A 24,803-nucleotide genomic window follows, 5' to 3' on the forward strand; every position below is an offset into this window, starting at 1 on the left:
CACCCCCTGGTTTTTGAGATCGGTCTTTCTCTCGGCCTTTCCAGCTAATATAAAGGCGATAACTCAACGTTAACCTATCGTAATTCATACGCATATCCCTCGGATAATTCCTGTATACGTAACCTATCGTCAACTTTTTTACGTTCATTCACATGCGTATGGCGCTTACTCTCGCAAGGGATTCGCCGTTTTCTGTTAGATTATCGGGGAGTTTACATTTCGATTCATTCCGCTACATTCGCCTACACTTTTATATAAATAACTATATCCCCGATTATTACTGCGTTTAAATCGATGGGCGATCTTACATTTCACTACAAATAAATTCATTTCAATACATTCGGATACAAACAATCAATTTCACTTGGAAAAATCAAGTATATGTGGTTATTATAATACTAAGAAAAAATGTATAATAATTTTAAATGAGGAAAACCAGTGAACTATTAAACTTCTAATTAAAGGGGGTGAAATGAATTGAAACAGTTACGAAACTTCATTTTAGCTATATTACCTGGGTTTGCTGGGGTTTTAAGTTTCTTTAATCCTTCGTGGAGCATTACTGTGAAATTGCTCTTAACACTCATATTATCCACTGTTTATTTTCTGGGAATAGTAATATATTTGCACAACAAACTAACTGGAGTTCAAAAAAGTTTTACCTCCTTAAATACCGAACTCACTCAGCTAAAAAACGAAAAAAGGAATTCTGATGAATCAATTAGTAAGTACGATAATTTTGTACATAAAAGAAAGTTATTTATACAACATGACTTACCCAAGTTAGGTGAATTAATCACTGAATTTGAAGTTCATGTAAAAGATTCATGCAGAGGACAGAAACATCAAGAATTAAGAGTGCTTACAACAAATGTGAAAAGCAAAACAATTGAGATAATGAATAAAGAAAAGAGGGATTTTGATGAGCAGTTATACAAAATTCAAAGTAATTAAGATTATTGATGAATATAGCATCGTAATAAACGGTGGACTCTATGAAGATATTTCAATAGGGGATAGCATTGAAATATATTTGGAAGGGGATGAAATAACCGATCCATTTAATGACCACAAAACACTGGGGACGCTCGATTTCATAAAGGATACCTTAGAAGTTACTGAAGTATATCCGAAATTTGCAGTATGCCAAAAGAAAGTAACTAAAGAAATAGACATCCCTTCGCCTCTTCAGGTAGCACTTTCTCAGAGTATGGCTGGACTTGGTGGAATTAGAGGGACTAAACAAAAAAAGACAATAATAGAAAAAATCAATATAGATAAAAGTGAACTAACAGGTAGAAAAACAGGAGATAGCGTTATAAGGATTGGTGATATATCCCGAATTGCCCTTAGTAAGCAATGATCTAATGCTAGTAAACGTAAAGTTTCCGATAATAAGACGTTAGACTTGAAAACGGTGACGTAGAATCGACATATCGTTAATATCGGAAAGAAGTGCTATAATATGAAGAAAGATAGAGCTTGCTGTCACACGCTCTATTCATGTGCTCTCTCAATAAGAACGGATTTTTCATAAAACGGAAGGATGCGCTCACCTTAGCGCTTGTCTTTCCGTTTTCTTCTTATATCTTCGCTTTCTACAGAAACAAAAAAAGACGCATATTACAGCGTCTCTCATTCGTATCCTATTCACTTAATCTACGCCCATGCCACCATTCGGTAATGTGCTATCGTAATTCGAATGATTCGCACCTTCGGGTACTTTCTTGTATTCCTCTATACGTTTCTGTTCAGATTCCTTGTATGATTCTTGTAGTTTCTTGGATTCTTCTTCCCGTTGTTTCTCATATTTCTTATCGTTAACTTTCTCGGATTCAACTTCCGCTTTAGATTGTATACCTTCGTCTTCTATATGCGCGACTTCCCCTTGCATATTGAATTCAACGACAAGCAAACCGCTATAGTAACCTTTGTAAGCCGCTTCGATTCCGTGCGTGTCGTAACCCTCGACTATGTTCGGGAGTGTGCCTAGTATGTCAGTAACTTCATCGTAACTCATACCGATCTTTATGCGTTTGGCTTCGTCACTGTATACAGCTTTAGATTGACTGCCTGGCTCTAGACCCAATAGCTTTTCGATTACAGGCGAATGAGTAGGCTCGGAATCCGTAACAGATGCGGGCGTCTTTTCCTCGGCTTTCTTCGTTGGGGCTTGTACATCTTCACGCTTAACGCCATAATTACGTTCAAAATCGTCTGGCTGATAACGAAGCCCATTTTGTTCCTTCTTCGTAACAGTGCCGTTTGTATCGAAGTAGATAACCATTGTGCCTTCGCTATCCCAACCACCGTAACGATATAGCGAATAAGACTTATATTTTTCAATATCGCTAGGTTTTCCGATTAGTTCTTTCACCTTATTAGCAGATATTCCGACCTCTATTTTCTCGTACTCTTCCATATAAACAGGAATACCGTCGTCATTCGTTTCTTTATAGTATGGTGTATTATCGTTAGTTTCTTTGCTTTTCTCTTTTAATTCATCATTCTTTTGTGCATCGGTCTTCGTTACTTGTTTCGCATTGTCCTTTGTATCGCTTTCAGTATTCTTTATAGAATCATTACCGCACCCGACCACGCCAAAAATCGATACGGAAACCGTACCTAATAAAAATAATTTCTTAAATGACTTCGTGCTAAATTTCATAGTATATTTCCCCCAATGTTATGTAGTGTATATGAATCGACGCATATTCATTCACCCTTATTCCTTTACTGCTTTTTATAAATTAAACACTATATCGGCAATGTCATTATCTAAATCATAGGATTTTCTGCGCTTAAACCAGTATTTAATAATTTTAGGATTCTCCACATCTTGTTTCATAGCTTTAATTAATTCAATATATCTCTCTTGTCCTTTAGGTGATGTAAAATCATGACTGTGCTTTTCACAAACAGCACATTTCTCTATAACATTATCTGAGCCATACAAAATCACTAAATTTTTAGAGTAAAAATAATTTCTCTCTATCTCATATTTTTGTTCTTGATTTTGTGCTGGTTTACTAAATTCCAATAAAGCTTTAATATACTCAGCATAGTATTGACTTTTTTTATCTGCTATTTTTATAAGTATGTCTTTATTTTTTGTTAAAATTGCATTTAATACAGCTCCAAAAACTAATGTAATAATAGAGACTATCCAAACGTTTGAATTAACCCAAGTAAGTATACTGTTCAATTATTCCCCCACCTAACTTTTAGAAGATCAATTTTTCTTTTTAAATTGCTTCACTCTTTCTTTTTTCTTTACATTAAATAACAATAAGCGACAATTTTATTATACATTTTTTCATAACTGGAGATATAAAGTTATTGATTTAAAAAGCCTATCCTGCACATACGTAATACTTTTTGCTCAACAGCGTAAACAATATTCTTTACGCATACACCACCGCAAATACCGTTACTATTGCATGTTCTTCTTACGTAAATTAGCACACTTTCATTCGCATATTAAATTCATTAACGCGATCACTTGCGAGTATCTTTGCCTCGTGCCTTCGAAATCATGTCAGTTAAAAACGCCAAACCTACCGATAATCCGAATGCAACACCGAATGCTGCTACGTACAGATTACCGAATGCCTTTGCTGCGGTCATAAATAAAAATGCGAATACGATGAATAACGTTTCTTTGCGTTTGTTTTTCATAGTATAATTCCTCCGTCCTCTTTCTTAAATCGAACCTTTATACGTCCTCTTCTTCCTTCCGCTTGCGTATGAAGTCGCCTACCATACTCGTAACAACCGATGCGGCTACAGCTAGCCCGAATACTACTGCCAGTCCTCCTATAATGACGTTCCCAATCGCCTTCGTTACAAACATTAACATTAATGCGATTAATAATAGTATAGTTCCGCTACCCTTCTTGTTTTTCACGCTACATCCTCCCTTCTGACGTTCCTTTTGCGCAATCTCTTCTTAAAACCTCTTACCGCACCTCTAGCGGAATCAAACGATCTTCCAGTCCTTTCAGATAACAATCGGGAAACCGATCTCTCTGAAACTTTATCGTAATGCTTTGCCGCATAGATCATTGCATCCAATACCAAAATATCTGCTTCTTTCTCGCTTAGCTTTGCGTATATCTCTTCGTATGTACTTACATTATAGATCGCTTTTTCTTCTGTATTATCTATGCAATCCCCTAACGATTCCAATACGCTAGTATCTCCGATCAACGTTAACGCACCTCGCTTCTTTCCTCTACTTCCGCAATACTGTCGTACACTCTGATACAATAACCATTTAACTCGACTGTCAAAGTCCCCTCGATATATATCAAACGTTCTGATCGCATATCTTATCTTACGGAAACAATCCTCGATTAAGTGTACTTCATTATTTACCTTATACCAGCTATCATTGGCCAGGTGTTCAATCAACGGTATGTAGTGCGCTTCAATTTTTTCTATATACTTATTATCATATATTCCAGTGTAATAATCTTCCACTTCTTTCTTAGCTAATATTGCGATTCTGTTTAATGTTGTGTCTATGTCTTCGCCTCTAACGGCATATTGTCTTATATTAAGTCTGCTTTCCATGCGTAAGTCTTCCACCTCTTATAGCGCCTGTGTTATCCTCCGATATTCAACTCACTTCCGCAAGTGACGTTAAATACCGAATTTATGCTATTGACAAGCAGTGACACATCAACTAGCGGAGGCAAGGAAGTTGTAGGAAGCAGGGCGCAGTTTGAACCCCTATTTCGCAAAGATTAAAAAATAACGAAGCATTTAAACTTCGTCAGCTTTCGTATATATCAATGCGAATAGAGGTGAGGCGTTAACAACTAGCGTCGGCTCGTTGTGTGAGGTTTTCAGTAACGCATTCCCCGTCCTTTACGACTTCTCGTAACATCGACTTTCTACACTACAAAACGTCCCGTAGTGCGCAATCTTTCGATACACCCTGTTACCGTAGTAACAACGTATTTCCACCCTTGCCGTACAATGCCCGCAATCGGCTAGACCTATACGACGCACGGGGAATGATATGCGTTGAATTGTATAGCGCTAGTGTTTGCAGCGGTCTAGCTCCCCTTTTACGTTTTTATAGCGGCACGGCTTCCGCTTTTTCGACTTACCGCATCAGTACCTAAAAAAGACAATAGGAAACCAAGCCTTGCACCCTTCGAATTTTTTCGATAGAATGAAGGTACTAAATGACGGGGTCATCGGTTATTTAGTTATATGCGAATGTTTTGAGTCTCCAGTTGGCGCTGGGGACTTTTTCTTTTTCGATTAAATATCCAAATGACTTAACGGTGAATGGCGTTGATATTTGCGCCCAATCTCACCATCTGTAAAATCTAAATACGCTTTTTGCGTTACTTCTACGCTTGAATGTCCTAAAATACGTGATAATGTAACAAAGTCTCCTCCATTTAACAGGTAATACTTCGCAAAATTATTCCGTAATTGATGTGGATGTATATCTACTCCTACCTTCTTACCGTTCAACCTAAGCGTTCTTTCAAAATTACGAATTTCTAATTGAGTCCCTCTTATCGTAGGGAATAGATAAAAACTGTTTGAATAGCGATCTCTATATAACAGCCAATTTTTCAATTCTCTAGATACCTTTTGAGAAAAATACACATATCTTTGTTGATTGTTTTTAGGGTTTTCAATAAGAATAGACTTCGTTTTAAAATCAATTACGTCGGGTGTAAGAGATAAACATTCTCCAATCCGCATTCCTGTATCTAATATCAGACGTGTAATTAACCAATCACGATACCCATGAAACGTTGTGTTATCGAAAGTTCTCATTACTTTTTGAAGTTCTTCTTTTGACAATAACGGCTTCTTCTTACGGCTAGGCTTTATACTTTCTATCGCTTCGACTGGATTCTTGCGTATCTCCCGCTCTACTTCGTATAAATAATTAAAAAACACTTTTATATTTCGAATATAATTAGAAATCGTCGTAGTACTTAAAGGCTTACGATAATCGTCTCGCTTATGCGGAAAATTAACTGTCGCAGATTTTTTGTTAACTGTTACCGTATACTTACCGCGTTCTCTCAAATACTTAATATAATGACGTATGTGTGCCGATTTAACTTTATCGACTTCACTTATATCAAATTCGTTCTTTATGTACGCTGAAAACAACCTAAGTGTTTGTTCGTAACTTTTCAAAGTCTTGACCGAAAGATTCTTCGACGTACAATACAACATAAAATTTTCGATTTGAAATCCGAAATCAGACAACAAAAAAACACCGCCCTCTCGATAGTTTTAGTAACTACCAAAAGAACGGTGTTTATCACCAAATGACCGTGTTATTTATCGGTCAAAAAAGATATTTATTGCTCAACGATCTTTAACGTTAAATTCGCGTCAGATACTGTTATATCAGCGTTTACGAAGCCTTATGTTCAAGTCTTAGCTTATCCGCAACCATTGCGATGAACTCGGAATTCGTAGGTTTTGCTTTTGACATGGATACAGTATAACCAAATAAGGACGAAATAGAATCAATATTCCCACGGCTCCAAGCTACTTCAATTGCGTGACGGATTGCGCGCTCGACACGGCTTGCTGTTGTATTATATTTCTTTGCAATATCTGGATATAATACTTTCGTAATAGATCCTAGTAATTCGATATCATTGTACACCATAGAGATTGCTTCTCGTAAGTACATGTACCCTTTAATATGAGCGGGTACACCAATTTCATGAATGATACTTGTAATACTCGCATCTAAGTTTTTCGGTTTTCCATCGATCGTTGTTGCTGATCGGAAAGATGGTAATGGACGTTTAATAGTAGCACTTTCCTTACCACTAACTTGACGAATATGACTTGTTAAATTCTCCATATCAAATGGTTTTAATATGAAATATGATGCCCCTAAATCAACCGCTTTTTTCGTCACATCTTCTTGTCCGAATGCTGTCAACATAATAACGCTAGGTTGTCTTAATCTTTCAATATGTCGCATTTTCTCTAGCACAGCTAGACCATCTAAATGTGGCATAATAATGTCTAAAACGAGTATATCAGGCTGCTTTTCTTTCAATAAGTTTAAACATTCTTGACCATTGTAAGCAATTCCGATAACTTCCATATCATCTTGGGCAGCAACATAACTCTCTAGCATCGATACCAATTCTTTATTATCATCCACAAGACATACTTTAATTTTCTCCACAGTTTTTCCTCCCTTACCGAATCGATTCTTCCGACATGTGTAAGCTTCTAGGCTACATGAATTGTTCGACAATTGTGTGAAAATTCCCTTTAAAGTTTCTTACTTTCCGATAAAATCACAAAAAAATATGTTTATCGTTCATTTTTTTACTTTCGCAACACATTCCATCATAGAATTACAGCGAAACGTTCAACCCTTTGCTTATATCTTACAACAAAAAACAGCTCTTGCGGAGCTTTTACAAAATTTCAACGAATTTTTCAAAAGAAAAGCGAGCTAATATGTATTAGCTCGCTTTTTTCTCTTGATCATAAATATTAATTCCAGCCTCATGTAACATCCATTCAATATGAACACCGTATCCTGACGTTGGATCATTTACAAATACATGTGTAACCGCACCAATTACTTTCCCATTTTGTACAATCGGACTTCCACTCATTCCTTGTACAATACCACCTGTTTTTGCTAGTAAACGTTTATCTGTCACTTTTATAACCATACCTTTTGTAGCTGGGAACTTTTGTGGTACCGTACTAACAACTTCAATATCAAACGCTTCCACCTTATCTTGATCAATAACTGTTAATATTTTCGCTGGCCCTTCTTTTACTTGATGGGATAATGCGATAGGCATTGCTTTATCCATTATGCCGTTTGTCATATCTGTATTTAATTTCCCAAAAATACCATACGGGCTATTTATTGTAATATTACCAATCACTTCACGATCCGGTGAAAATCTTGCTAATTTTTCTCCCGGGTTCCCGTGACTTCCTCTTTCAATAGACGTTACTGTCGAACGCATAATTTGTCCATCTTCTACTTGAATTGGCTTTTTTGTATCATTATCGGAAATTACATGACCAAGCGCTCCATATTTCATAGAATCTGGATGTACAAATGTCATCGTTCCGATACCAGCTGCTGAATCACGAATATACAGTCCAATTCGGTAAGAGGATTCACCATTGTCTTTTTGTGGTGTTAGCTTAGCACGAATATATTTTCCATCTCTTAATAAAACAAGATTAAGCGGTTCACCTGTTTCTCCACTATTATGAATAAATGGTGCTACATCACTCATTCTTTCAATTGTTTTACCATTGATTTCAGTAATCATATCTCCAATCTGTACACCAGCTGTTTCACCAGGAGATATTTTACCCTTTTCAGTTTGAATTAAATGATGGCCTACAACAAGTACACCTTTTGTGTTCAATTTTACACCAATCGATTGTCCACCTGGAATAACTTTAAAATCTTTTAATACTTTCACATTTACTTTTTTCACTGGAAAACCAGCAAGTTGAAACACCATATCAGCTTCACCATTTTGGTGAGAATTTACCATAAGTTCTTGTTCATTTGAACTTACAGTAAATACATTACGATTTGTAGATGCAGCCTTAAAAACTGGTAATGATGCTATTTCTGATTGTTGTCCTTCAAAAACAACAAGTTGCTTCGGCGATGAAATAAACGTTCGAAGCGGTTTAAAACATCCAATAAAAACTAGAGAAACAAGGAGACAAAGACCTATTATTTTTCGAAATCTTTCTAATTTCAATTTGTTCACTCTCCTCGCTCCTACCCCACATTCAGCCTCTTGGCTTCACTTTTTAATCTCTCCTTGCAGCGCTTTATTTATAACCGGAAGAATTAAGAAATCGTCATTTGAGAAAAAAAAGCTATCCATTACTGGATAGCCTCTGCTGTCTGTTTGAAATGATGCGCTTGCGTAAGTAACTCTTTCGCATGCTCTGTCGTTAAATCTGTAATTTCAACACCAGAAATCATTCGAGCAATTTCTGTTACTTTTTCATCCGTACTTAACACAGTAACCGATGTAATCGTACGATCATTCGCCACTTGTTTTCTAATAAATAAATGAGAGTCCGCCATTGAAGCTACTTGAGGTAAGTGCGTAATACAAAGTACTTGCGAGTTTACTGATACACGATAAATTTTTTCCGCAATAGCCTGTGCAACCCGACCACTCACACCCGTATCCACTTCATCAAAAATAACAGATGCAACACCTTGATGCTTAGAAAAAATGCTTTTTAAAGCTAAAATAATACGAGATAACTCTCCGCCAGAAGCGACCTTTGAAAGTGGCTTTAACGGTTCACCCGGATTCGTTGAAATATAAAATTCCACATGATCGTAGCCATCCGCCGTAAGTTTTACCGGTGTTCCTTCCACGAGAGGTTCTTCTACATTTCCTACCCTCTTCATAATTCTCACTTCAAATTTCGTTTTTTCCATATATAGTTCTTTTAATTCTTGATGAATAGCGCTTGTAAGATGATCTGCAAGCTCATGACGCATAGTACTTAACAACGTTGCTTCTTTTACAATAACACCTTCTAATTTCGTTAACTGCTTTCTCGTCGTTTCAATATGTACGTCTTTATTTTCAATCGTAAAAATTTCTTGTTCAATTTTATCAGCATACGCTAAAATCTCTTCTACAGTATTTCCATACTTTCTCTTTAACATACGGATTTCATTCAAACGTGTTTCAATTTCATCTAGACGTTTCGGATCATATTCCATCATATCTAATTTTTCTCTAAGCTGGTATGCAACTTCTTCTAATAAGTAATAACTATTTGCAATAGAATCATGATTTTCTTGATACGCTTCATCTAAGTGCGTAATACTCTCCATTTGTCCCATTGCATTTCTTACGTGATCCAATCCCTGTCCGTCCCCACTTAACGAACGATACGCATCTCCTAATGCTTTATAAATCTTTTCAAAATTGGAGATTTTTAATCGTTCCTCAGTCAATTCATATTCTTCATCCATTTTTAAATCCGCCTTACGAATTTCTTCATGTTGGAATTGAATTAAATCTAGACGATGGGCCATTTGTTGTTCATTTTCACTTAAAGATTTCAGCTGTTTTTTTAACTTCTCATAGTCTGTATATACATTTTGATATATGCCCAATTGTTTAACAATGCGATTTCCATCAAAATGATCAAGCATAAACATATGACGCTCTTCATTCATTAAATCTTGTGTTTCATGCTGTCCATGAATATCAACTAGCGTTTTTCCAATCTCTTTTAATATGCTGAGTGTAACAAGTTTCCCATTTACACGACAGACACTTTTTCCGTTCGCAGCGATGTCACGCTTCAAAATAATCATGCCATCTTCTATTTCTATATCTAACTCTTCTGCCTTTGCGATACATGGATGTTTGTCATCTTCTACATAGAATAAGCCTTCTATCTCAGCCTTTTCTGTTCCATATCGAACAAATTCTGCTGAACCACGGCCACCAACAAGCAAACTAATTGCATCAATAATAATGGATTTTCCAGCTCCTGTTTCACCACTTAAAACGGTTAAACCTTTTTGAAAAGAAATATTTAATGCCTCAATAATAGCAAAGTTTCTGATCGATAATTCCGATAACAATGCCCCATTCACCTCGTTATAAACTAATCCCCTATTAAGGGCTTTTCTCAGTATTCTTCATTCAAATAGTTATACTATATGTTTGTATGTATAAATTACTCTTCTAACCCGCTCCATTGTACCAAACATTCGTTTTACGGGTCAATCCACCTATTTTCTAACTTCATTCAAAAAAATAATGTATTGTATTTGAAAATCCGTATTTTTCGCCAATAAAAATATCTTGTTTACTTTCCACTTTACAGAGGAAAGTAAACAAGATTTTTCTGTTAAAGCATATTTAAGAAACGATCAGAGACAACACCTGTATCTTCAGGTGTACGGCAAATAATTAAGCAAGTATCATCACCACAAATGGTTCCGACGATCTCATCCCACTCTAAATGATCAATGAGTGCCCCAAGTGAATGAGCGTTACCAGGCAATGTTTTTAGCACAAGCATATGTCCTGCCGTGTCTAATTTTACAAATGAATCCACTAGATTTCGTTTTAATTTTTGCAACGGATTAAATCGTTGATCTGCTGGCAAGCTATATTTATAGCGGCCATCATGTAATGGCACCTTCACTAAGTGCAGTTCTTTAATATCGCGCGATACTGTTGCTTGCGTTACATTAAACCCCACATTACGTAAAATATCAACTAGTTCATCTTGTGTTTCAATTTCTTTGTTAGCAATAATTTCCCTGATTTTAATATGGCGCTGACCTTTATTCATACATTTGCACCTCACACTATCTCTTACCATAGTTTAAACATTGGTATACTTCATTTATTTATGTTACCGTATAATCCATTACTTGTACACAATTGTTTTTACAATCATTATACGATTACAACAAAAAGAGGAACAACATATGTCATTCCCCTTTCCCTTTTTGTTTTAGAACATCATGTGCTTCTGTAACAACTTGCTCAATAGAAACCGGAGAATGATTTTCGCCATTCTCACGCTCACCGTGCCACTTTAGATGAATTAAAAATTCAATATTTCCATCCCCGCCTGTAATTGGTGAGAATGTTAAACCTTCGATATTATAGCCTTCCTTAAGAGCAAAATCGACAATCATTTCCACGACAGCTTCATGTACTTTTCTATCACGAACAATGCCTTTTTTCCCGACTTGTTCTCGTCCAGCTTCAAACTGAGGTTTAATCAATGCAGCTACATCACCATTTGGCATAAGCATTGTTTTTAAAACCGGCAATATAAGCCTTAATGATATAAATGAAACATCAATACTTGCAAACTGCGGTAAACCACGCTCTAAATCTGCCGGTGTCACGTAACGGAAGTTCGTTCGTTCCATCACAACAACACGCTCATCTTGACGCAATTTCCACGCAAGTTGATTATATCCTACATCTAATGCGTAGGATAACTTCGCCCCATTTTGAAGCGCACAGTCTGTAAAACCACCAGTTGATGAACCAATATCTATCATAACCTTATCTTGTAAATCAAGTTGAAATGTTTCTAATGCCTTTTCAAGCTTATAACCACCACGGCTTACATACGGCATGACTTGCCCTTTCACCGTAATCTCCGTATCTTGTGAGATTTTCTCCCCTGGCTTATCGAGTCTCATTTCATTCGCATATACAAGACCTGCCATAACAGCACGTTTAGCCTTCTCACGCGTTTCTATAAGTCCTCGCTCTACTAATAGTACATCTACTCTTTCTTTTTTTACGCTCATTTGTTACGCCCTTTTTTGTTTTGATGGAATCATTGTATGAATACGGTCTACAACAGCATCTGTCGTTAAACCAATTTCTTCTAACAGTTTTGTTACACTACCATGCTCTATGAAGCGATCAGGAATACCCATTCGTTCAATTAAAGCACTATGGTATCCGTTCTCAGAAGCAAATTCAACTACTCCCGTTCCAAAGCCACCGATTAAACAAGCCTCTTCAATCGTTAAAATCGGTATATTTTTCCCTAAAAGCTCATGTAAATATGCTTCGTCCATCGGCTTAATAAAGCGAGCATTCACTACTTTCACTGATACTCCAGCTTGTTCAAGACGCTCAGCTGCTTCCATTGCCATCGGGATTGTCGTACCAAACGTTAAAATTGCTGCTTGTGTGCCTTCTTTTAACGTTTCCCATGTACCGATTGGAATCGCCTTTAATTCTTCATCCATTTGAACGCCAAGTCCATTTCCGCGTGCATAACGTAAAGCAATCGGTCCATCTTCGTATTGCATCGCTGTATATACTAAATGTTGACCTTCATTTTCATCTTTCGGCATCATAAGCACCATATTCGGCAAGTGACGTAAAAACGCGATGTCAAATACACCTTGATGCGTTTCACCGTCTGCTCCTACTAATCCAGAGCGATCTATTCCAATGAAAACATTTAAATTCTGGCGACAAATATCATGAACAACTTGGTCATATGCTCTTTGTAAAAATGTTGAATAAATTGCTAAGAACGGCTTCATCCCTTGTGTTGCCATACCAGCTGCCATTGTTGTAGCATGCTGCTCTGCAATACCTACATCAATCATGCGATCCGGAAATTCTTTTTGGAATTTCTCAAGTTTCGATCCAACAGGCATTGCAGGCGTAATTGCAACGATACGTTCATCCGTTCTCGCTAGCTTAAGCACTGTTTCACTAACAACAGCACTCCATGCTGGTGCAACTTCTTTCGGTTTAACGAAGTCACCTGACTCAATTTTATACGGTCCTGTTCCGTGCCAAGTTCCAATAACGTCACTTTCAGCTGGTTTATAACCTTTTCCTTTTTTCGTAATAACATGAACAAGTACTGGGCCTTTTGTTTTCTTTGCATATTGCAACGTTTCGAATAACTTTTCATAATCATGCCCATCGACCGGACCTAAATATGTAAAGCCTAATTCTTCAAAAAAGACGCCTGATACTAGTAAATATTTTAGACTATCTTTTATTTTCTCTGCTGTCGCAGCAACTTTCCCGCCGACTGCTGGGATTTTCTTCAATATATACTCTAGTTCATCTTTTACCCAATGGTACTTCCCTGCGGTACGTAAACGACCAAGTACATTATGAAGTGCACCGACGTTTGGTGCAATTGACATTTCATTGTCATTCAAAATAACAATCATGTCCGTTTTTTCATGCCCAATGTGGTTCAATGCCTCTAAAGCCATTCCGCCTGTTAATGCACCATCGCCAATGATTGGTATAACGTATTCTTCCGTTTTCTTTAAATCACGTGCTAGAGCCATTCCCATTGCAGCAGATAACGACGTTGAACTATGACCAGTTTCCCAAACATCATGCTCACTCTCACAGCGTTTTGGAAAACCACATAGACCTTGGTATTGCCTTAATGTGCCGAATTCTTTCGCACGCCCTGTTAAAATTTTATGTACATAGGATTGATGTCCTACGTCCCATAAAAACTTATCTTTCGGACTATCAAATAATTTATGCAGAGCAATTGTGAGTTCTACTACACCTAAATTAGGTGCAATATGTCCACCTGTTTGAGAGAGCTCTTCAATTAAAAACTTACGAATATCCTCACTCAACCCCTCTAGTTCACTGATAGACATATCTTTCAAAAAACTAGGGTTTTGAATTTGCGTTAGATCCACATGGATCACTCACTTTCATTTCATAATCTGTCAACATGTCAAATATTATAAGAAACATTTACACAACACAAGAAATTATCTTTTCTATTCTTTTTATCTTGTCCTGCTTTCAGAAAACACTTCCATTTTTTCACTTATCATATTATACATCATATTTCTTTACGTGATGAAAAAAATAGCCGCTAACACGAAGTGATAACGGCAATGTAATCTACATATATTTTTGCCAATAACAAGAAAAGAAAAACCTTTTCCTACATTTATATCATAAAATGATGAATGACTCAACAAATGGAAACGCTGTTATATTAGTTATTACGTTTTGCGATTAAATCACAAATAGATAGTAAATATTCATCTTGTAATTGTAAGGAGCTAATAGAATCTTTTGCTTTTGCAATTTTCTCCTCTAAAATAGATTTTGCTCTATCTACAGTAAATAACGTCGTATATGTGCTCTTCTCGTTGGAAGCATCACTACCAATCGGTTTTCCAATCTCTTCTTCTGTTCCTTCTACATCCAAAATATCATCTCTAATTTGGAAAGCTAGACCGATATATTTCGCAAATGCAAGTAACTTCTCTTCTTGCTCTTCTGTAGCATCAGAAAGTATCGCGCCTGCAAGTACAGCAAACTCAAGCAGTTTACCTGTCTTATGATTATGAATGTACTCTAATTCATTAATTGTAAGTCGTTTTCCTTCAGCTTCCATATCTGCCACTTGTCCAGCAACCATTCCTTCAGGTCCTGCTGCTTTCGCAAGCTCAAGTACAAGTCTTACTTTTTTTTCAGCAGAGATTTCTTTTTGCTCATATGCCATAATAACTTGAAAAGCATATGTCAACAAACCATCTCCCGCTAAAACTGCCATTGCTTCACCAAATACTTTATGATTTGTAGGCTTTCCTCGTCTTAGATCATCATCATCCATACAAGGTAAATCATCATGAATTAACGAATATGTATGAATCATTTCAAGGGCACAAGCTGCACCCACTCCAAGATTTCTTTCTTTCCCAAACGCTTGTAACGTTGCAAATAAAAGTAACGGGCGGAGACGTTTCCCACCCGCTTCCAAAGAATATGCCATCGCTTCACGAAGCACATTTGGACATTGTAATTCATTTGCATAGCTTACAAGCTTTTCTTCTACGAAAGTTTTACTCTCTTTCAAAAAAGCATCAAAAGCTATATGTGTCACTACGCTTCATCTCCTAAAGCAGTAAACGGTTTAAGCTCTCCATCTTCCCCAAGGATAACTGCCATTTGTTCTTGTACATCTTTCAATTTCTCATCACAAAGCTTAGATAATTCCATGCCTTCCTTAAAATAAGAAATTGCTTCCTCTAAAGGTACATCACCTTGTTCAAGCTTAGAAACGAGATGCTCAAGCTGCGAAATTGCTTCTTCAAAGCTTAATTTATTTTCCATTATTCAATTCACGCTCCTCTATGCTTGATACGCTACAATCTAGTATTCCATCTTGTAATTGAACCGAAACAGCATCTCCAAGGCTAACATCTTTCACGCTTTTTAATACTTGTTTCTCTTCATCGTATACAAGCCCATACCCTCTCATCATTACTTTAAGCGGGCTTAATACCTCAAGCTTTTGAGCCGCTCTCACAAATACGAACTCCTTCGTTTGAAGTAATGTTTGCATTTCACGTTGCAACTGCTTTTGCAACGTTTCAATTGCCGTTTTCGTTTGTATAATTTTTTGAGATGGGTGGTGCTTTTCTAAATAAAATGAAAGTTGCTTTAATTGATTTACTTTTTTATCTATATAACGCTCTTTCGCTAAAACAAGTTGTTCAAGAGCCCTGTCTAACTGCTCTTCTTTTTGCTCGTACACTTGCCTTGGATAACGGAACGCATAAGATTTTTGTAACACTTGCAGTTTTTCTTCTTTTTTATGTACTCTCTCTCTCATTGCTCTTTGCAATCTCAGAGTTCTTTGTAATACCTTTTCTTGTAACTCTATAGTATTAGGTACCGCCAACTCAGCTGCTGCAGTCGGTGTTGGTGCACGTAAATCCGCGACAAAATCTGCGATTGTAAAATCTGTTTCATGGCCTACAGCCGAAATAATCGGAATCTCACTTGTGAAAATTTCTCTTGCAACTACTTCCTCATTAAAGGCCCATAATTCTTCAATAGAGCCTCCACCACGTCCAACAATTAAAACATCAATATCTCCCATTTCATTCGCTGTACGAATTGCTTGTACAATCGAGGGAGCTGCTGACTCCCCTTGTACAAGTACAGGAAACACAATAACATTTCCAATCGGATAACGACGTTTAATTGTTGTTATAATATCGCGAATTGCTGCTCCTGTTGGCGACGTGATTACACCTATTGTTTTAGCATACGGAGGAATTATTTTTTTATAAACTTGAGAAAACAAGCCCTCTTCCTCTAAACGAACTTTTAATTGCTCATAAGCTAAATGCAAGTTTCCAATTCCGTCAGGCTGCATGTCTTGAATATAAATTTGATAAGAACCACTCGCCTCATAAACAGAAATCTTTCCTTTTACAAGTACTTTCATTCCATTTTCCGGTCTGAATTTAATGTTACGATTATGACCCGCAAACATAACCGCTGCAATTCTTGCATTTTCATCTTTCAATGTAAAATACATATGACCACGACTATGATATTTAAAGTTGGAAATTTCTCCTTTTAACCAAACAGACTGTAAATGCGGGTCATACTCTATTTTTGTTTTAATATAGCGTGTTAACGCTGTAACGGTTAAATATTGTTTCTCCATTTCTCTCTCCTCATAGCCGATTCAAATTATTGACAAACAACACCTGCACGCTTTGCAGACTCCACAGTGTTGTGAAGAAGCATTGTAATAGTCATTGGGCCGACTCCTTTTGGCACAGGCGTAATGTAACCTGCAACGTCTAATACATTGTCAAAATCAACATCACCACAAAGTTTGCCTGTTTCTAAACGGTTAACACCAACATCAATTACAACCGCACCCTCTTTAATATAGTCAGCTGTTACCATTTTCGGTCGTCCAACGGCTACGATTAAAATATCAGCTAACTTCGATAATTCTTTTATATTTTGCGTCTTAGAATGACAATATGTTACAGTTGCATTTTCATTTAAAAACAGTTGCCCCACTGGTTTACCAACAATATTACTTCTTCCAATTACAACAACATGCTTTCCAGAAATATCAAGATTCGTTTCTTTTACTAATTCTAAAATGCCATGCGGTGTACATGGAAGGAATGTGTCTTGTCCCGTCATCATACGTCCTACGCTGATTGGGTGAAATCCATCTACATCCTTTTCCGGTGAAATTCTTTCAATGATAGCTTTTTCTTCAATGTGTTTTGGTAAAGGTAATTGTACCAATATGCCATTAATGCGGTCGTCTCCATTTAAGCGATCGATTTCAGCAAGCAAACGCTCCTCAGTAATCGTTTCAGGAAGTTCAATTAGCTCTGAATAGATTCCTACGTGCTCACAACCTTTTTCTTTTCCTTTTACATAAGAACGCGATGCTGGATCTTCTCCAACTAAAATAACTGCTAATCCTGGTACAATCCCTTGCTCTTTTAACTTCACAACTTTTTCTTTTAATTGTGCTCGTTTTTTCTCCGCAACTTCATTTCCTTTGATGATTACTGCTACCATTTTAAGTTTCCCCCTTAAAGAAATTACAGTGTATCTTTTATATTAGATAAAACGCCGTTAATAAAACGACGAGATTCCTCATCCCCAAATGTTTTTGCGATTTCAATTGCTTCGTTAATTGTTACATTGTGCGGAATTTCTTCCATGTATCTCATCTCACACACAGCTACACGTAAAATACTGCGATCAACAATACTAATACGCTCAAGCTTCCACTTTTTTAAATTTTGACGAATTGCTGCGTCAATCTCTTCTTTGTTGTCTACAAATCCTACAACAAGTGATTCTAGAAACTCATTTGTTTCTTCGCCTTCATCTAGCGTATTTTCCACCGCTACTTTCGGTTCTAATTCACCTGTAATATCCATTTGGTATAATGCTTGCATTGCTCTTTCTCTAGCCGTCCTACGTTTCATTGTAACTCTCCTTTATACTTCAAGTCTTTCCTTATGTTTTGTTATATTATTATAATTTATAAGCCGTCAATTCACTTACTCTTGCAGTTTTCATTGATTTTCCAACCTTATAATACAATGATAATAACACAATTTATCGTTTCACACACGGGGTACAAGGCTGAAAAATAATAAAAAGATTAACTTCAAGTTCCATATCTTATCACAATGTACGTTTTTTGGAAAAATGAAACATACCGTTTTATTTTTCTTTTTTTTTGAAATAGTATAATAATTAGAGGGTTTTAATTTGTGAAGAAATGAAACGATAAAAAAGATGCCTATTTTACTAGGCACCTTTTTCCACTCTTACACTGGTTCGATTTCTGTTTTTTGTGTTTCGAATGTTACGCCAACGATGTGAACGTTCACTTCTTTTGGCTCAAGTCCTGTCATTGTAAAGAGTGCTTGGCGAATATTGTCTTGAATTTTTTGTGCAACAACCGGAATTGCTACACCAAAATACATCACAACATAAAGGTCAACAATAATATCTTCGTTTGCTAATTCAACCTTTACACCTTTACCATGATTTTTCTTACCTAACTTCTCAACAACATCTGTAGCAAAATTACCACGCATTGCCGCTACACCTTCTACTTCAGCAGCTGCAATACCTGCAATTACTTCGATTACTTCTGGTGCAATTTCTACTTTTCCAAGAGTTGTATCTTGACCCATATCTAACATATGTTCAGCCATGAAAAAAACCTCCTTTAATGTATCACTGCGTCACAAGTTCATGCTCTTCCAAAAATTTCGTGTTAAACTCACCTTTTACAAAATCAGGATGCTCTAGCAATTGCAAATGGAACGGGATTGTTGTATGTACGCCTTCAATGACAAACTCACTGAGCGCTCGCTTCATTTTTGCAATTGCCTCTTCACGTGTTTTTCCGTGAACAATTAATTTAGCAACCATCGAATCATAGAAAGGTGGTATTGAATATCCCGGATATACAGCTGAATCGACGCGAATACCAAATCCGCCCGGTGGTAAGTACATTTCTACTTTACCTGGAGATGGCATAAATTTTTTGGCAGGGTTTTCCGCATTAATTCGACATTCCATTGCCCAACCATTAAATTGTACTTCTTCTTGCTGTAACGATAACTTTTCTCCAGAAGCAACAAGAATTTGTTCTTTAATTAGATCCATCCCTGTTACCATTTCAGTAACTGGATGTTCAACTTGGATTCTCGTATTCATCTCCATGAAATAAAAGCTTTTCGTTTTATATTCATAAATAAACTCAACCGTACCAGCACCTGTATAATCAACCGCTACCGCCGCTTTAACTGCTGCTTCACCCATTTGCTTGCGAATATTCTCATCAAGTGCAGGTGATGGACTTTCTTCTAATAGTTTTTGCAGACGGCGCTGAATTGTACAATCACGCTCTCCTAAATGAATGGCATTTCCATGTGTATCTGCCATTATTTGAATCTCAACATGGCGGAAATCTTCAACGTACTTCTCCAAGTATACACCAGGGTTCCCAAAAGCGGTACTGGCTTCTTGCTGTGTAATTTGAATTCCTTTTACAAGCTCTTCTTCATGGCGCGCAACACGAATACCTTTTCCGCCGCCACCTGCAGTCGCTTTAATGATAACTGGATATCCAAGTTGATTAGCAAGCTCGATCGCTTCTTCGGTATTTTTAATAATCCCTTGTGAACCTGGTACAATTGGAACCCCTGCTTCTTTCATTGTATCACGTGCAACGTCTTTTGTGCCCATCTTTGAAATGGCTTCTGGGCTTGGACCGATAAAAATCAAGTTACACTCACGGCATAATTCTGCAAAATCTGCATTCTCTGCTAAAAATCCATATCCCGGATGAATTGCATCACAACCTGTTAATTTCGCAACACTAATAATGTTCGTCAAATTTAAATAGCTTTCTTTTGAAATCGTTGGTCCAACACAATACGCTTCATCTGCAATTTGCACATGAAGTGACTCTTTGTCTGCTTCTGAATAAATTGCAACTGTTTCAATATCCATTTCTTTACAAGCACGAATAATTCGTACAGCAATTTCCCCACGATTGGCTATTAATACTTTTTTTATCATCACAAAGACTCCCTTATTACGCTTTTACAAGAAATAGCGGTTGTCCATACTCAACAAGCTGTCCGTTATTAACAAGAATTTCAACAATTTCGCCCTCTACATCTGCGTCAATTTCGTTAAATAATTTCATAGCTTCAACAATACATACGATAGAATCTTTCAATACTCTGTCCCCAACACTTACATATTGAGGTGTATCAGGCGAAGAAGAGGAATAAAATGTCCCTACCATCGGTGATGTGATTTTATGTAGGTTTTCATCTTGAACAACTTTCTTCTCTTCTTGTTTTTGCACTTCTACTTGCGCTGCCGCTACTGTTGTTTCTACTTCAACAGATGCTGCTGGTTGTACTACTTGTTTCGTTACCGGTGCTTGCACAGCAACAACTTCATTACCACGTTTTTTCATTTTGATTGCTGTACCGTCTTTTTTGTATTCAAATTCATCAATATTAGAGCTATCAATTAATTTAATTAATTCACGAACTTCTTGAATTTTAAACATGTAAAATCCACTCCCATACTCTTGTTTGTCCCGTTTTTACAGATTGGCATCAAACTGATTTACTGTAAAAATACGATGTATTCTATTAGAAAATTTATTCCTATGACATTTACTAATAGAAATATTTACTATTCCCATCTTACGCTAAATTTTTTAAACATTCCAATTTATATTTCTTTATTATAAATCGAAACTCCTGTAAAAATATTATTCCATCAAAAAATTATTACCTAGTAATAATACCAAGTTTCACACAAAATTGGCAAGACCACTTCCTAAAAAACATTCTTTACTTTTTCAAAACTGCAAAGTGTAAAAACGTAATTCCCTCAGAATTCTTCATTTTATCTACGGTAAAAAAACATATTTTTACCAAATATTATTTTTTTGTTTACGCGCCGTTCATTCTTCCTTCATAAAAGAATAGTATGTTCAAAGTGTAGCAAATTTATTGTAGTGAGGTGCGGACATATGATATGGCTCATCCTGTTCTTGCCTGCCGTAGTGATTTGGACATTGGTCCTCTTCATTCACGTCAAATCTGGAAAAACTAATCACCATCATCACGAACCATTAATCTTTTACTCACAGCGTATTTCCCCGTTTCCAATTGAAAATACTAAATACAACTGCAAAGATGAAATAGAAAAAAGCTATCGAAAACGATAGCTTTTTTCTATTATTCTTTTATCTAATTTGAAGCAGCAACACCTATTATAATTTATTTTACTGATGGATCAAATTTCACACCTACATCTTTTGGACCACCTTCACTTCTTACAAGCTGAATAATTTTATTCGCTTCTTTTTGTGAATGCTTTGCCGATTTAACTGTTACTTTAATGTCCGTTCCATCAGCTCTTACAAGAGCATCTTTATATCCACCTTGAGATTTAATCACTGTCTCAAGTAATTGTTGCTTCGTTTCCATCGTAGTAATGGCATCAAGATTATCTTTCGCTTTACTCTTTTCTTCTGCTGAAGATTTTGATGACTTCATTACATTTTGTAACTTTTCTTTCTCTACACTACGCTGATCTTCCATTTGCATACGTAGCGCTGTAAAATTCTCATCGCTTGATTGAACTGTTACACTAGCCTCTTTTTTACTTGTTTCTTTTTTGTCATTCTCTTTTTTGTCTGTTTCTTTATTTGTAGTTTCCTTGCTTGTATTTTCTTTTGTTGTCTCTTTATTTGTAGTTTCTTTCGTTGTTTCTTTTGTAACTGCTTTATCAACACCTTGCTTTTCTTGTCCCATCTTTTCACCCGTTGCCGGTGCTGCTGTATTCATTTTATCAGGAGTTGTTACGTAATAAACAGATAGTACAACCACTAAACTTAACATCGTTAATAGCCAAACCGTTTGTTTTTTTAACACTTTATTTCCTCCCTATCAATTTTTCGGTGATACTGAAACGCGATGAGCTGGTACATCTAATAATCGCGTCACAGCTTCTTTTACCATTGCTTTTATTTGTATATTATCCACTCCCTTTGCTACGACCAGAACACCTCGTACTTTCGGTTTCTCTGTTCGCAAAACAATTGGAGTTTCTTTATCACCTTCACGTATAATGACTGTCTTTTCATCAAGAGACTCGTCTTCTACTTCCCTTTTCCCGCCTGCTTTATCAGTTTCACCTGTCGTTTGTGAACGTTTTACTGTATTTTTCTCGAGTATTTTTTCTTCAGATGAATCTAAGTTCACTTTAATAGTTACATCTTTTACTCCGGCTATCTCTTCTAAAGAAGCTTTCAATTCTTGTTCATACGCTTTTTCGTATTTTTCTACATTTGACATATTATCATTGTTTTTTTGACCGAAAGTTGGTACATCTTTATCTTGGCTTTGACTTGTCTTTTCTTTAAACACAGGCACTTCTTCTTTTTTAGGTGCTAAGAAATTACTAGAAAACATAAGCGCAATCCCAAGTATGAGTAGGACAAGCAAAAACTTAGGTGTTACCTTTTTCCCCTTCTCATTACTTTCTTTTCCATCCCCATTTAATAAGTTTCGAAAAAATGAGAACCTCGAATTTTTATCTTTATTGTCCATTTACGCTACCTGTCCTCCCTTCCATCTGAACTTGGATTTGTTTATCCTCTAGTTGCCACCTGCTTGAAAAGAAATCTTTCATTTCTACATTCGTTTCTTCTATTTTTTTTGGAGGTTCTTTCATATTAATTTCAATGGGCTTTACTGTTTCGATTGCATCATTATTACTACGTTCTTTTTCTTTCAACGTCACAACAACAGATTGAATATCTTTCGCTGACTTTACTTCTCCTGCATGCTCCACTGCGACTATTTGTATTCCAGAGACTGTCATACCATACTTTTTCTCAAACTCTTTTCCTACGTCTTTTTTCATTTTGGTAGCCATCTCTTCTAAACTATATGCACGTGTTAGAGCTTGTATTTCTTTTTTCTTCGAATCTATCGAATTTTTTACAGATCCATCTGCTACGTACTTTTCTTCATTGAAATTTGCGATAACTTCATTTACATCTGTTTGTAACAACTTAAATAGAGGCGTTAAAATTAATACGACTAACAATAGACTTACAACGAATTTAACGTACTTTTGCAAATTTGAATTTGGAAGAATAAGATGAAGCATTGTCGCTAAGAGTAAAAAAACGATAATATTTCTAATCCACTCTGTAACAAATTGCACACTCTTCACCTCCTACCGCATCATGAGAGTAATGTTCCCGGCAGCAATAATAATTGTGATACTTAAAAAGAACATAAATGATACGATAGCTAAGCAAGCAAATACGTAAATGATACTTCGTCCAATGATATCTAAACATTGAATAATTGCTCCTCCGCCTACTGGTTGCAATACTGCTGCTGCGAATTTATAAATAAACGCGATACAAAAAATTTGAATCGCTGGGAAAGCGACAATTAAGCATAAAATAACGAGCCCGATAATTCCTACTGTGTTTTTTAATAATCCAGATGCACTAATAACAGTATCCGCTGCCTCAGTAAACATCCTTCCTACTACAGGAATGAAGTTTCCTGTTACAAATTTAGCCGTTTTCACAGCTATACCATCAGCAACGGCTGACGCTGTTCCCTGTACAGATAATACGCCTAAAAAAACCGTCAAAAAGATACCAATAATCCCAACACTAACGTTTTGCAAAAGCTTGGACAATTTCGTAACTTTATATTGATCACTCATCGTGCTTACAATACTTAATATAGTTGCAAGTAATAAAAGTGGTAGAACGATATAGTTCATAAGAAGCCCACTCGTATTCATTAAGAAAATGATGATTGGATGAAAAAATGATACAGAAACAACACCGCCGCCTGTTGCTACGAGTGCAAGTAAAATTGGTAATAACGCTAGTATAAAATCTACCATTGTTTGTATCGTCTCTCTTGCATATGTCATAACGACATAAAAACTATTTAAAGCGAAAATAATAAGTACCATGTATACGACTGCATCAGCGATTTTACTCACGCTACTCTTTGAAAAAGCAGATTGTAACGATTGCAACAATGCACTGAAAATCGTGAGCATAATGAGCGTTCCAAGTAACTTTCCATTTGCAACAAGCTCATGAAATAAATATTTTAGTAGACCTATCATCCACTCTTTTATGGAGAACTCTTTTTCTCCCTTTACAAACTCCATAAAGCTTCCTTTTTGACTCTCTGGTAAATAGCCTCCATACTTTGTAACAAGCCCGTCCCAAAATTGCTTCACATCTTCAATTCCGAGCTTATCCAATTGTTGATCAACGACGTTTGTTTCTATAGGAGAAGCTTGTACAACAATCGGTAAAGAAAAGAAAAGGAAGCAAGCAAATAATAGCTTAGCTCCAAACTTCCTCAACATTCACTC

General features: G+C 36.4%; 27 protein-coding genes. 3 read left to right on the top strand and 24 right to left on the bottom strand.

What is annotated here, in order from left to right; translation table 11 throughout:
* The first annotated feature begins 477 nt into the window (after positions 1-477).
* Both AC1DKZ_RS02660 and AC1DKZ_RS02665 read left to right on the top strand, forming a co-directional pair.
* The gene (locus AC1DKZ_RS02660; RefSeq protein WP_476995613.1) at positions 478-954 is read left to right on the top strand and encodes a hypothetical protein; all 477 of its coding nucleotides are present in this window, start codon (positions 478-480) and stop codon (positions 952-954) included.
* On the top strand, positions 923-1,363 hold the full coding sequence (locus tag AC1DKZ_RS02665; protein ID WP_476995614.1) for a hypothetical protein: 441 nt from the start codon (positions 923-925) through the stop codon (positions 1,361-1,363). Before AC1DKZ_RS02660 ends, AC1DKZ_RS02665 begins: the two co-directional genes overlap by 32 nt.
* A 291-nt stretch (positions 1,364-1,654) precedes the next feature.
* Here the strand turns inward: AC1DKZ_RS02665 and AC1DKZ_RS02670 are convergent, their stop codons facing one another.
* From AC1DKZ_RS02670 to accB, 20 genes are all read right to left on the bottom strand, one after another.
* Positions 1,655-2,668, bottom strand: a complete 1,014-nt coding sequence (locus AC1DKZ_RS02670) for a hypothetical protein (RefSeq protein WP_476995615.1) — start codon at positions 2,666-2,668, stop codon at positions 1,655-1,657.
* 75 nt (positions 2,669-2,743) lie between these two features.
* A complete protein-coding gene (locus AC1DKZ_RS02675; RefSeq protein ID WP_476995616.1) occupies positions 2,744-3,205 on the bottom strand; it encodes a hypothetical protein in 462 nt (153 codons plus the stop codon).
* Positions 3,206-3,498: 293 nt separating this feature from the next.
* Positions 3,499-3,678, bottom strand: a complete 180-nt coding sequence (locus tag AC1DKZ_RS02680) for a hypothetical protein (protein WP_476995617.1) — start codon at positions 3,676-3,678, stop codon at positions 3,499-3,501.
* Between the two features lie 37 nt (positions 3,679-3,715).
* A complete protein-coding gene (locus AC1DKZ_RS02685; protein WP_476995618.1) occupies positions 3,716-3,907 on the bottom strand; it encodes a hypothetical protein in 192 nt (63 codons plus the stop codon).
* Positions 3,904-4,575: a hypothetical protein gene (locus tag AC1DKZ_RS02690; protein ID WP_476995619.1), complete on the bottom strand. Its 672-nt coding sequence runs from the start codon at positions 4,573-4,575 to the stop codon at positions 3,904-3,906. Before AC1DKZ_RS02690 ends, AC1DKZ_RS02685 begins: the two co-directional genes overlap by 4 nt.
* A gap of 699 nt (positions 4,576-5,274) precedes the next feature.
* A complete protein-coding gene (locus tag AC1DKZ_RS02695) occupies positions 5,275-6,249 on the bottom strand; it encodes a tyrosine-type recombinase/integrase (protein ID WP_476995720.1) in 975 nt (324 codons plus the stop codon).
* A 151-nt stretch (positions 6,250-6,400) separates the two neighbouring features.
* The gene (gene spo0A / locus AC1DKZ_RS02700) at positions 6,401-7,195 is read right to left on the bottom strand and encodes a sporulation transcription factor Spo0A (RefSeq protein ID WP_002015081.1); all 795 of its coding nucleotides are present in this window, start codon (positions 7,193-7,195) and stop codon (positions 6,401-6,403) included.
* 286 nt (positions 7,196-7,481) lie between these two features.
* Positions 7,482-8,774, bottom strand: a complete 1,293-nt coding sequence (gene spoIVB, locus AC1DKZ_RS02705) for a SpoIVB peptidase (protein WP_215600697.1) — start codon at positions 8,772-8,774, stop codon at positions 7,482-7,484.
* Positions 8,775-8,893: 119 nt separating this feature from the next.
* A complete protein-coding gene (recN, locus tag AC1DKZ_RS02710) occupies positions 8,894-10,633 on the bottom strand; it encodes a DNA repair protein RecN (protein ID WP_002088564.1) in 1,740 nt (579 codons plus the stop codon).
* A 269-nt stretch (positions 10,634-10,902) separates the two neighbouring features.
* The gene (argR, locus tag AC1DKZ_RS02715; RefSeq protein ID WP_002015076.1) at positions 10,903-11,352 is read right to left on the bottom strand and encodes an arginine repressor ArgR; all 450 of its coding nucleotides are present in this window, start codon (positions 11,350-11,352) and stop codon (positions 10,903-10,905) included.
* Positions 11,353-11,494: 142 nt separating this feature from the next.
* Entirely contained in the window at positions 11,495-12,334 is an 840-nt protein-coding gene (locus AC1DKZ_RS02720) for a TlyA family RNA methyltransferase (protein ID WP_002015074.1), read from the bottom strand.
* A gap of 3 nt (positions 12,335-12,337) precedes the next feature.
* On the bottom strand, positions 12,338-14,230 hold the full coding sequence (gene dxs, locus AC1DKZ_RS02725; protein ID WP_002067083.1) for a 1-deoxy-D-xylulose-5-phosphate synthase: 1,893 nt from the start codon (positions 14,228-14,230) through the stop codon (positions 12,338-12,340).
* 308 nt (positions 14,231-14,538) lie between these two features.
* Complete coding sequence (gene ispA, locus AC1DKZ_RS02730) at positions 14,539-15,432, bottom strand: (2E,6E)-farnesyl diphosphate synthase (protein WP_002015072.1); 894 nt, start codon at positions 15,430-15,432, stop codon at positions 14,539-14,541.
* Positions 15,432-15,662, bottom strand: a complete 231-nt coding sequence (xseB, locus tag AC1DKZ_RS02735; protein WP_000428422.1) for an exodeoxyribonuclease VII small subunit — start codon at positions 15,660-15,662, stop codon at positions 15,432-15,434. The genes ispA and xseB overlap by 1 nt, the downstream gene beginning before the upstream one ends.
* Positions 15,652-17,010, bottom strand: coding sequence for an exodeoxyribonuclease VII large subunit (gene xseA, locus AC1DKZ_RS02740; protein ID WP_002015068.1), 1,359 nt, complete (start codon positions 17,008-17,010; stop codon positions 15,652-15,654). Before xseA ends, xseB begins: the two co-directional genes overlap by 11 nt.
* 26 nt (positions 17,011-17,036) lie before the next feature.
* Complete coding sequence (folD, locus tag AC1DKZ_RS02745) at positions 17,037-17,897, bottom strand: bifunctional methylenetetrahydrofolate dehydrogenase/methenyltetrahydrofolate cyclohydrolase FolD (protein ID WP_113935552.1); 861 nt, start codon at positions 17,895-17,897, stop codon at positions 17,037-17,039.
* A gap of 23 nt (positions 17,898-17,920) precedes the next feature.
* Complete coding sequence (gene nusB / locus AC1DKZ_RS02750) at positions 17,921-18,313, bottom strand: N utilization substance protein NusB (RefSeq protein ID WP_113935553.1); 393 nt, start codon at positions 18,311-18,313, stop codon at positions 17,921-17,923.
* A 348-nt stretch (positions 18,314-18,661) separates the two neighbouring features.
* Positions 18,662-19,054 carry an Asp23/Gls24 family envelope stress response protein gene (locus AC1DKZ_RS02755; RefSeq protein WP_000807630.1) on the bottom strand — a complete coding sequence of 131 codons (393 nt, stop codon included), beginning with the start codon at positions 19,052-19,054 and terminating at the stop codon, positions 18,662-18,664.
* 22 nt (positions 19,055-19,076) lie between these two features.
* Entirely contained in the window at positions 19,077-20,429 is a 1,353-nt protein-coding gene (accC, locus tag AC1DKZ_RS02760; RefSeq protein WP_002015065.1) for an acetyl-CoA carboxylase biotin carboxylase subunit, read from the bottom strand.
* Between the two features lie 16 nt (positions 20,430-20,445).
* Positions 20,446-20,934 (bottom strand): acetyl-CoA carboxylase biotin carboxyl carrier protein, encoded by a 489-nt coding sequence (gene accB / locus AC1DKZ_RS02765; protein ID WP_476995620.1) that lies wholly within the window; start codon positions 20,932-20,934, stop codon positions 20,446-20,448.
* Positions 20,935-21,405: 471 nt separating this feature from the next.
* Here accB and AC1DKZ_RS02770 point away from each other — a divergent pair, with 471 nt between their 5' ends.
* On the top strand, positions 21,406-21,603 hold the full coding sequence (locus AC1DKZ_RS02770; RefSeq protein ID WP_012261697.1) for a hypothetical protein: 198 nt from the start codon (positions 21,406-21,408) through the stop codon (positions 21,601-21,603).
* A gap of 52 nt (positions 21,604-21,655) precedes the next feature.
* On the opposite strand, the gene AC1DKZ_RS02775 is transcribed toward AC1DKZ_RS02770, so the two are convergent.
* From AC1DKZ_RS02775 to spoIIIAE, 4 genes are read right to left on the bottom strand one after another with little or no spacing between them, the layout of a single operon-like run.
* Positions 21,656-22,312, bottom strand: coding sequence for a SpoIIIAH-like family protein (locus tag AC1DKZ_RS02775; RefSeq protein ID WP_002067104.1), 657 nt, complete (start codon positions 22,310-22,312; stop codon positions 21,656-21,658).
* Between the two features lie 15 nt (positions 22,313-22,327).
* On the bottom strand, positions 22,328-22,990 hold the full coding sequence (spoIIIAG, locus tag AC1DKZ_RS02780) for a stage III sporulation protein AG (protein ID WP_113935554.1): 663 nt from the start codon (positions 22,988-22,990) through the stop codon (positions 22,328-22,330).
* On the bottom strand, positions 22,980-23,612 hold the full coding sequence (gene spoIIIAF / locus AC1DKZ_RS02785) for a stage III sporulation protein AF (protein WP_113935555.1): 633 nt from the start codon (positions 23,610-23,612) through the stop codon (positions 22,980-22,982). Before spoIIIAF ends, spoIIIAG begins: the two co-directional genes overlap by 11 nt.
* 12 nt (positions 23,613-23,624) lie before the next feature.
* Entirely contained in the window at positions 23,625-24,797 is a 1,173-nt protein-coding gene (spoIIIAE, locus tag AC1DKZ_RS02790) for a stage III sporulation protein AE (protein WP_002067101.1), read from the bottom strand.
* Positions 24,798-24,803 lie beyond the last annotated feature (6 nt).

Source organism: Bacillus sp. 05T21 (genome assembly GCF_056396785.1).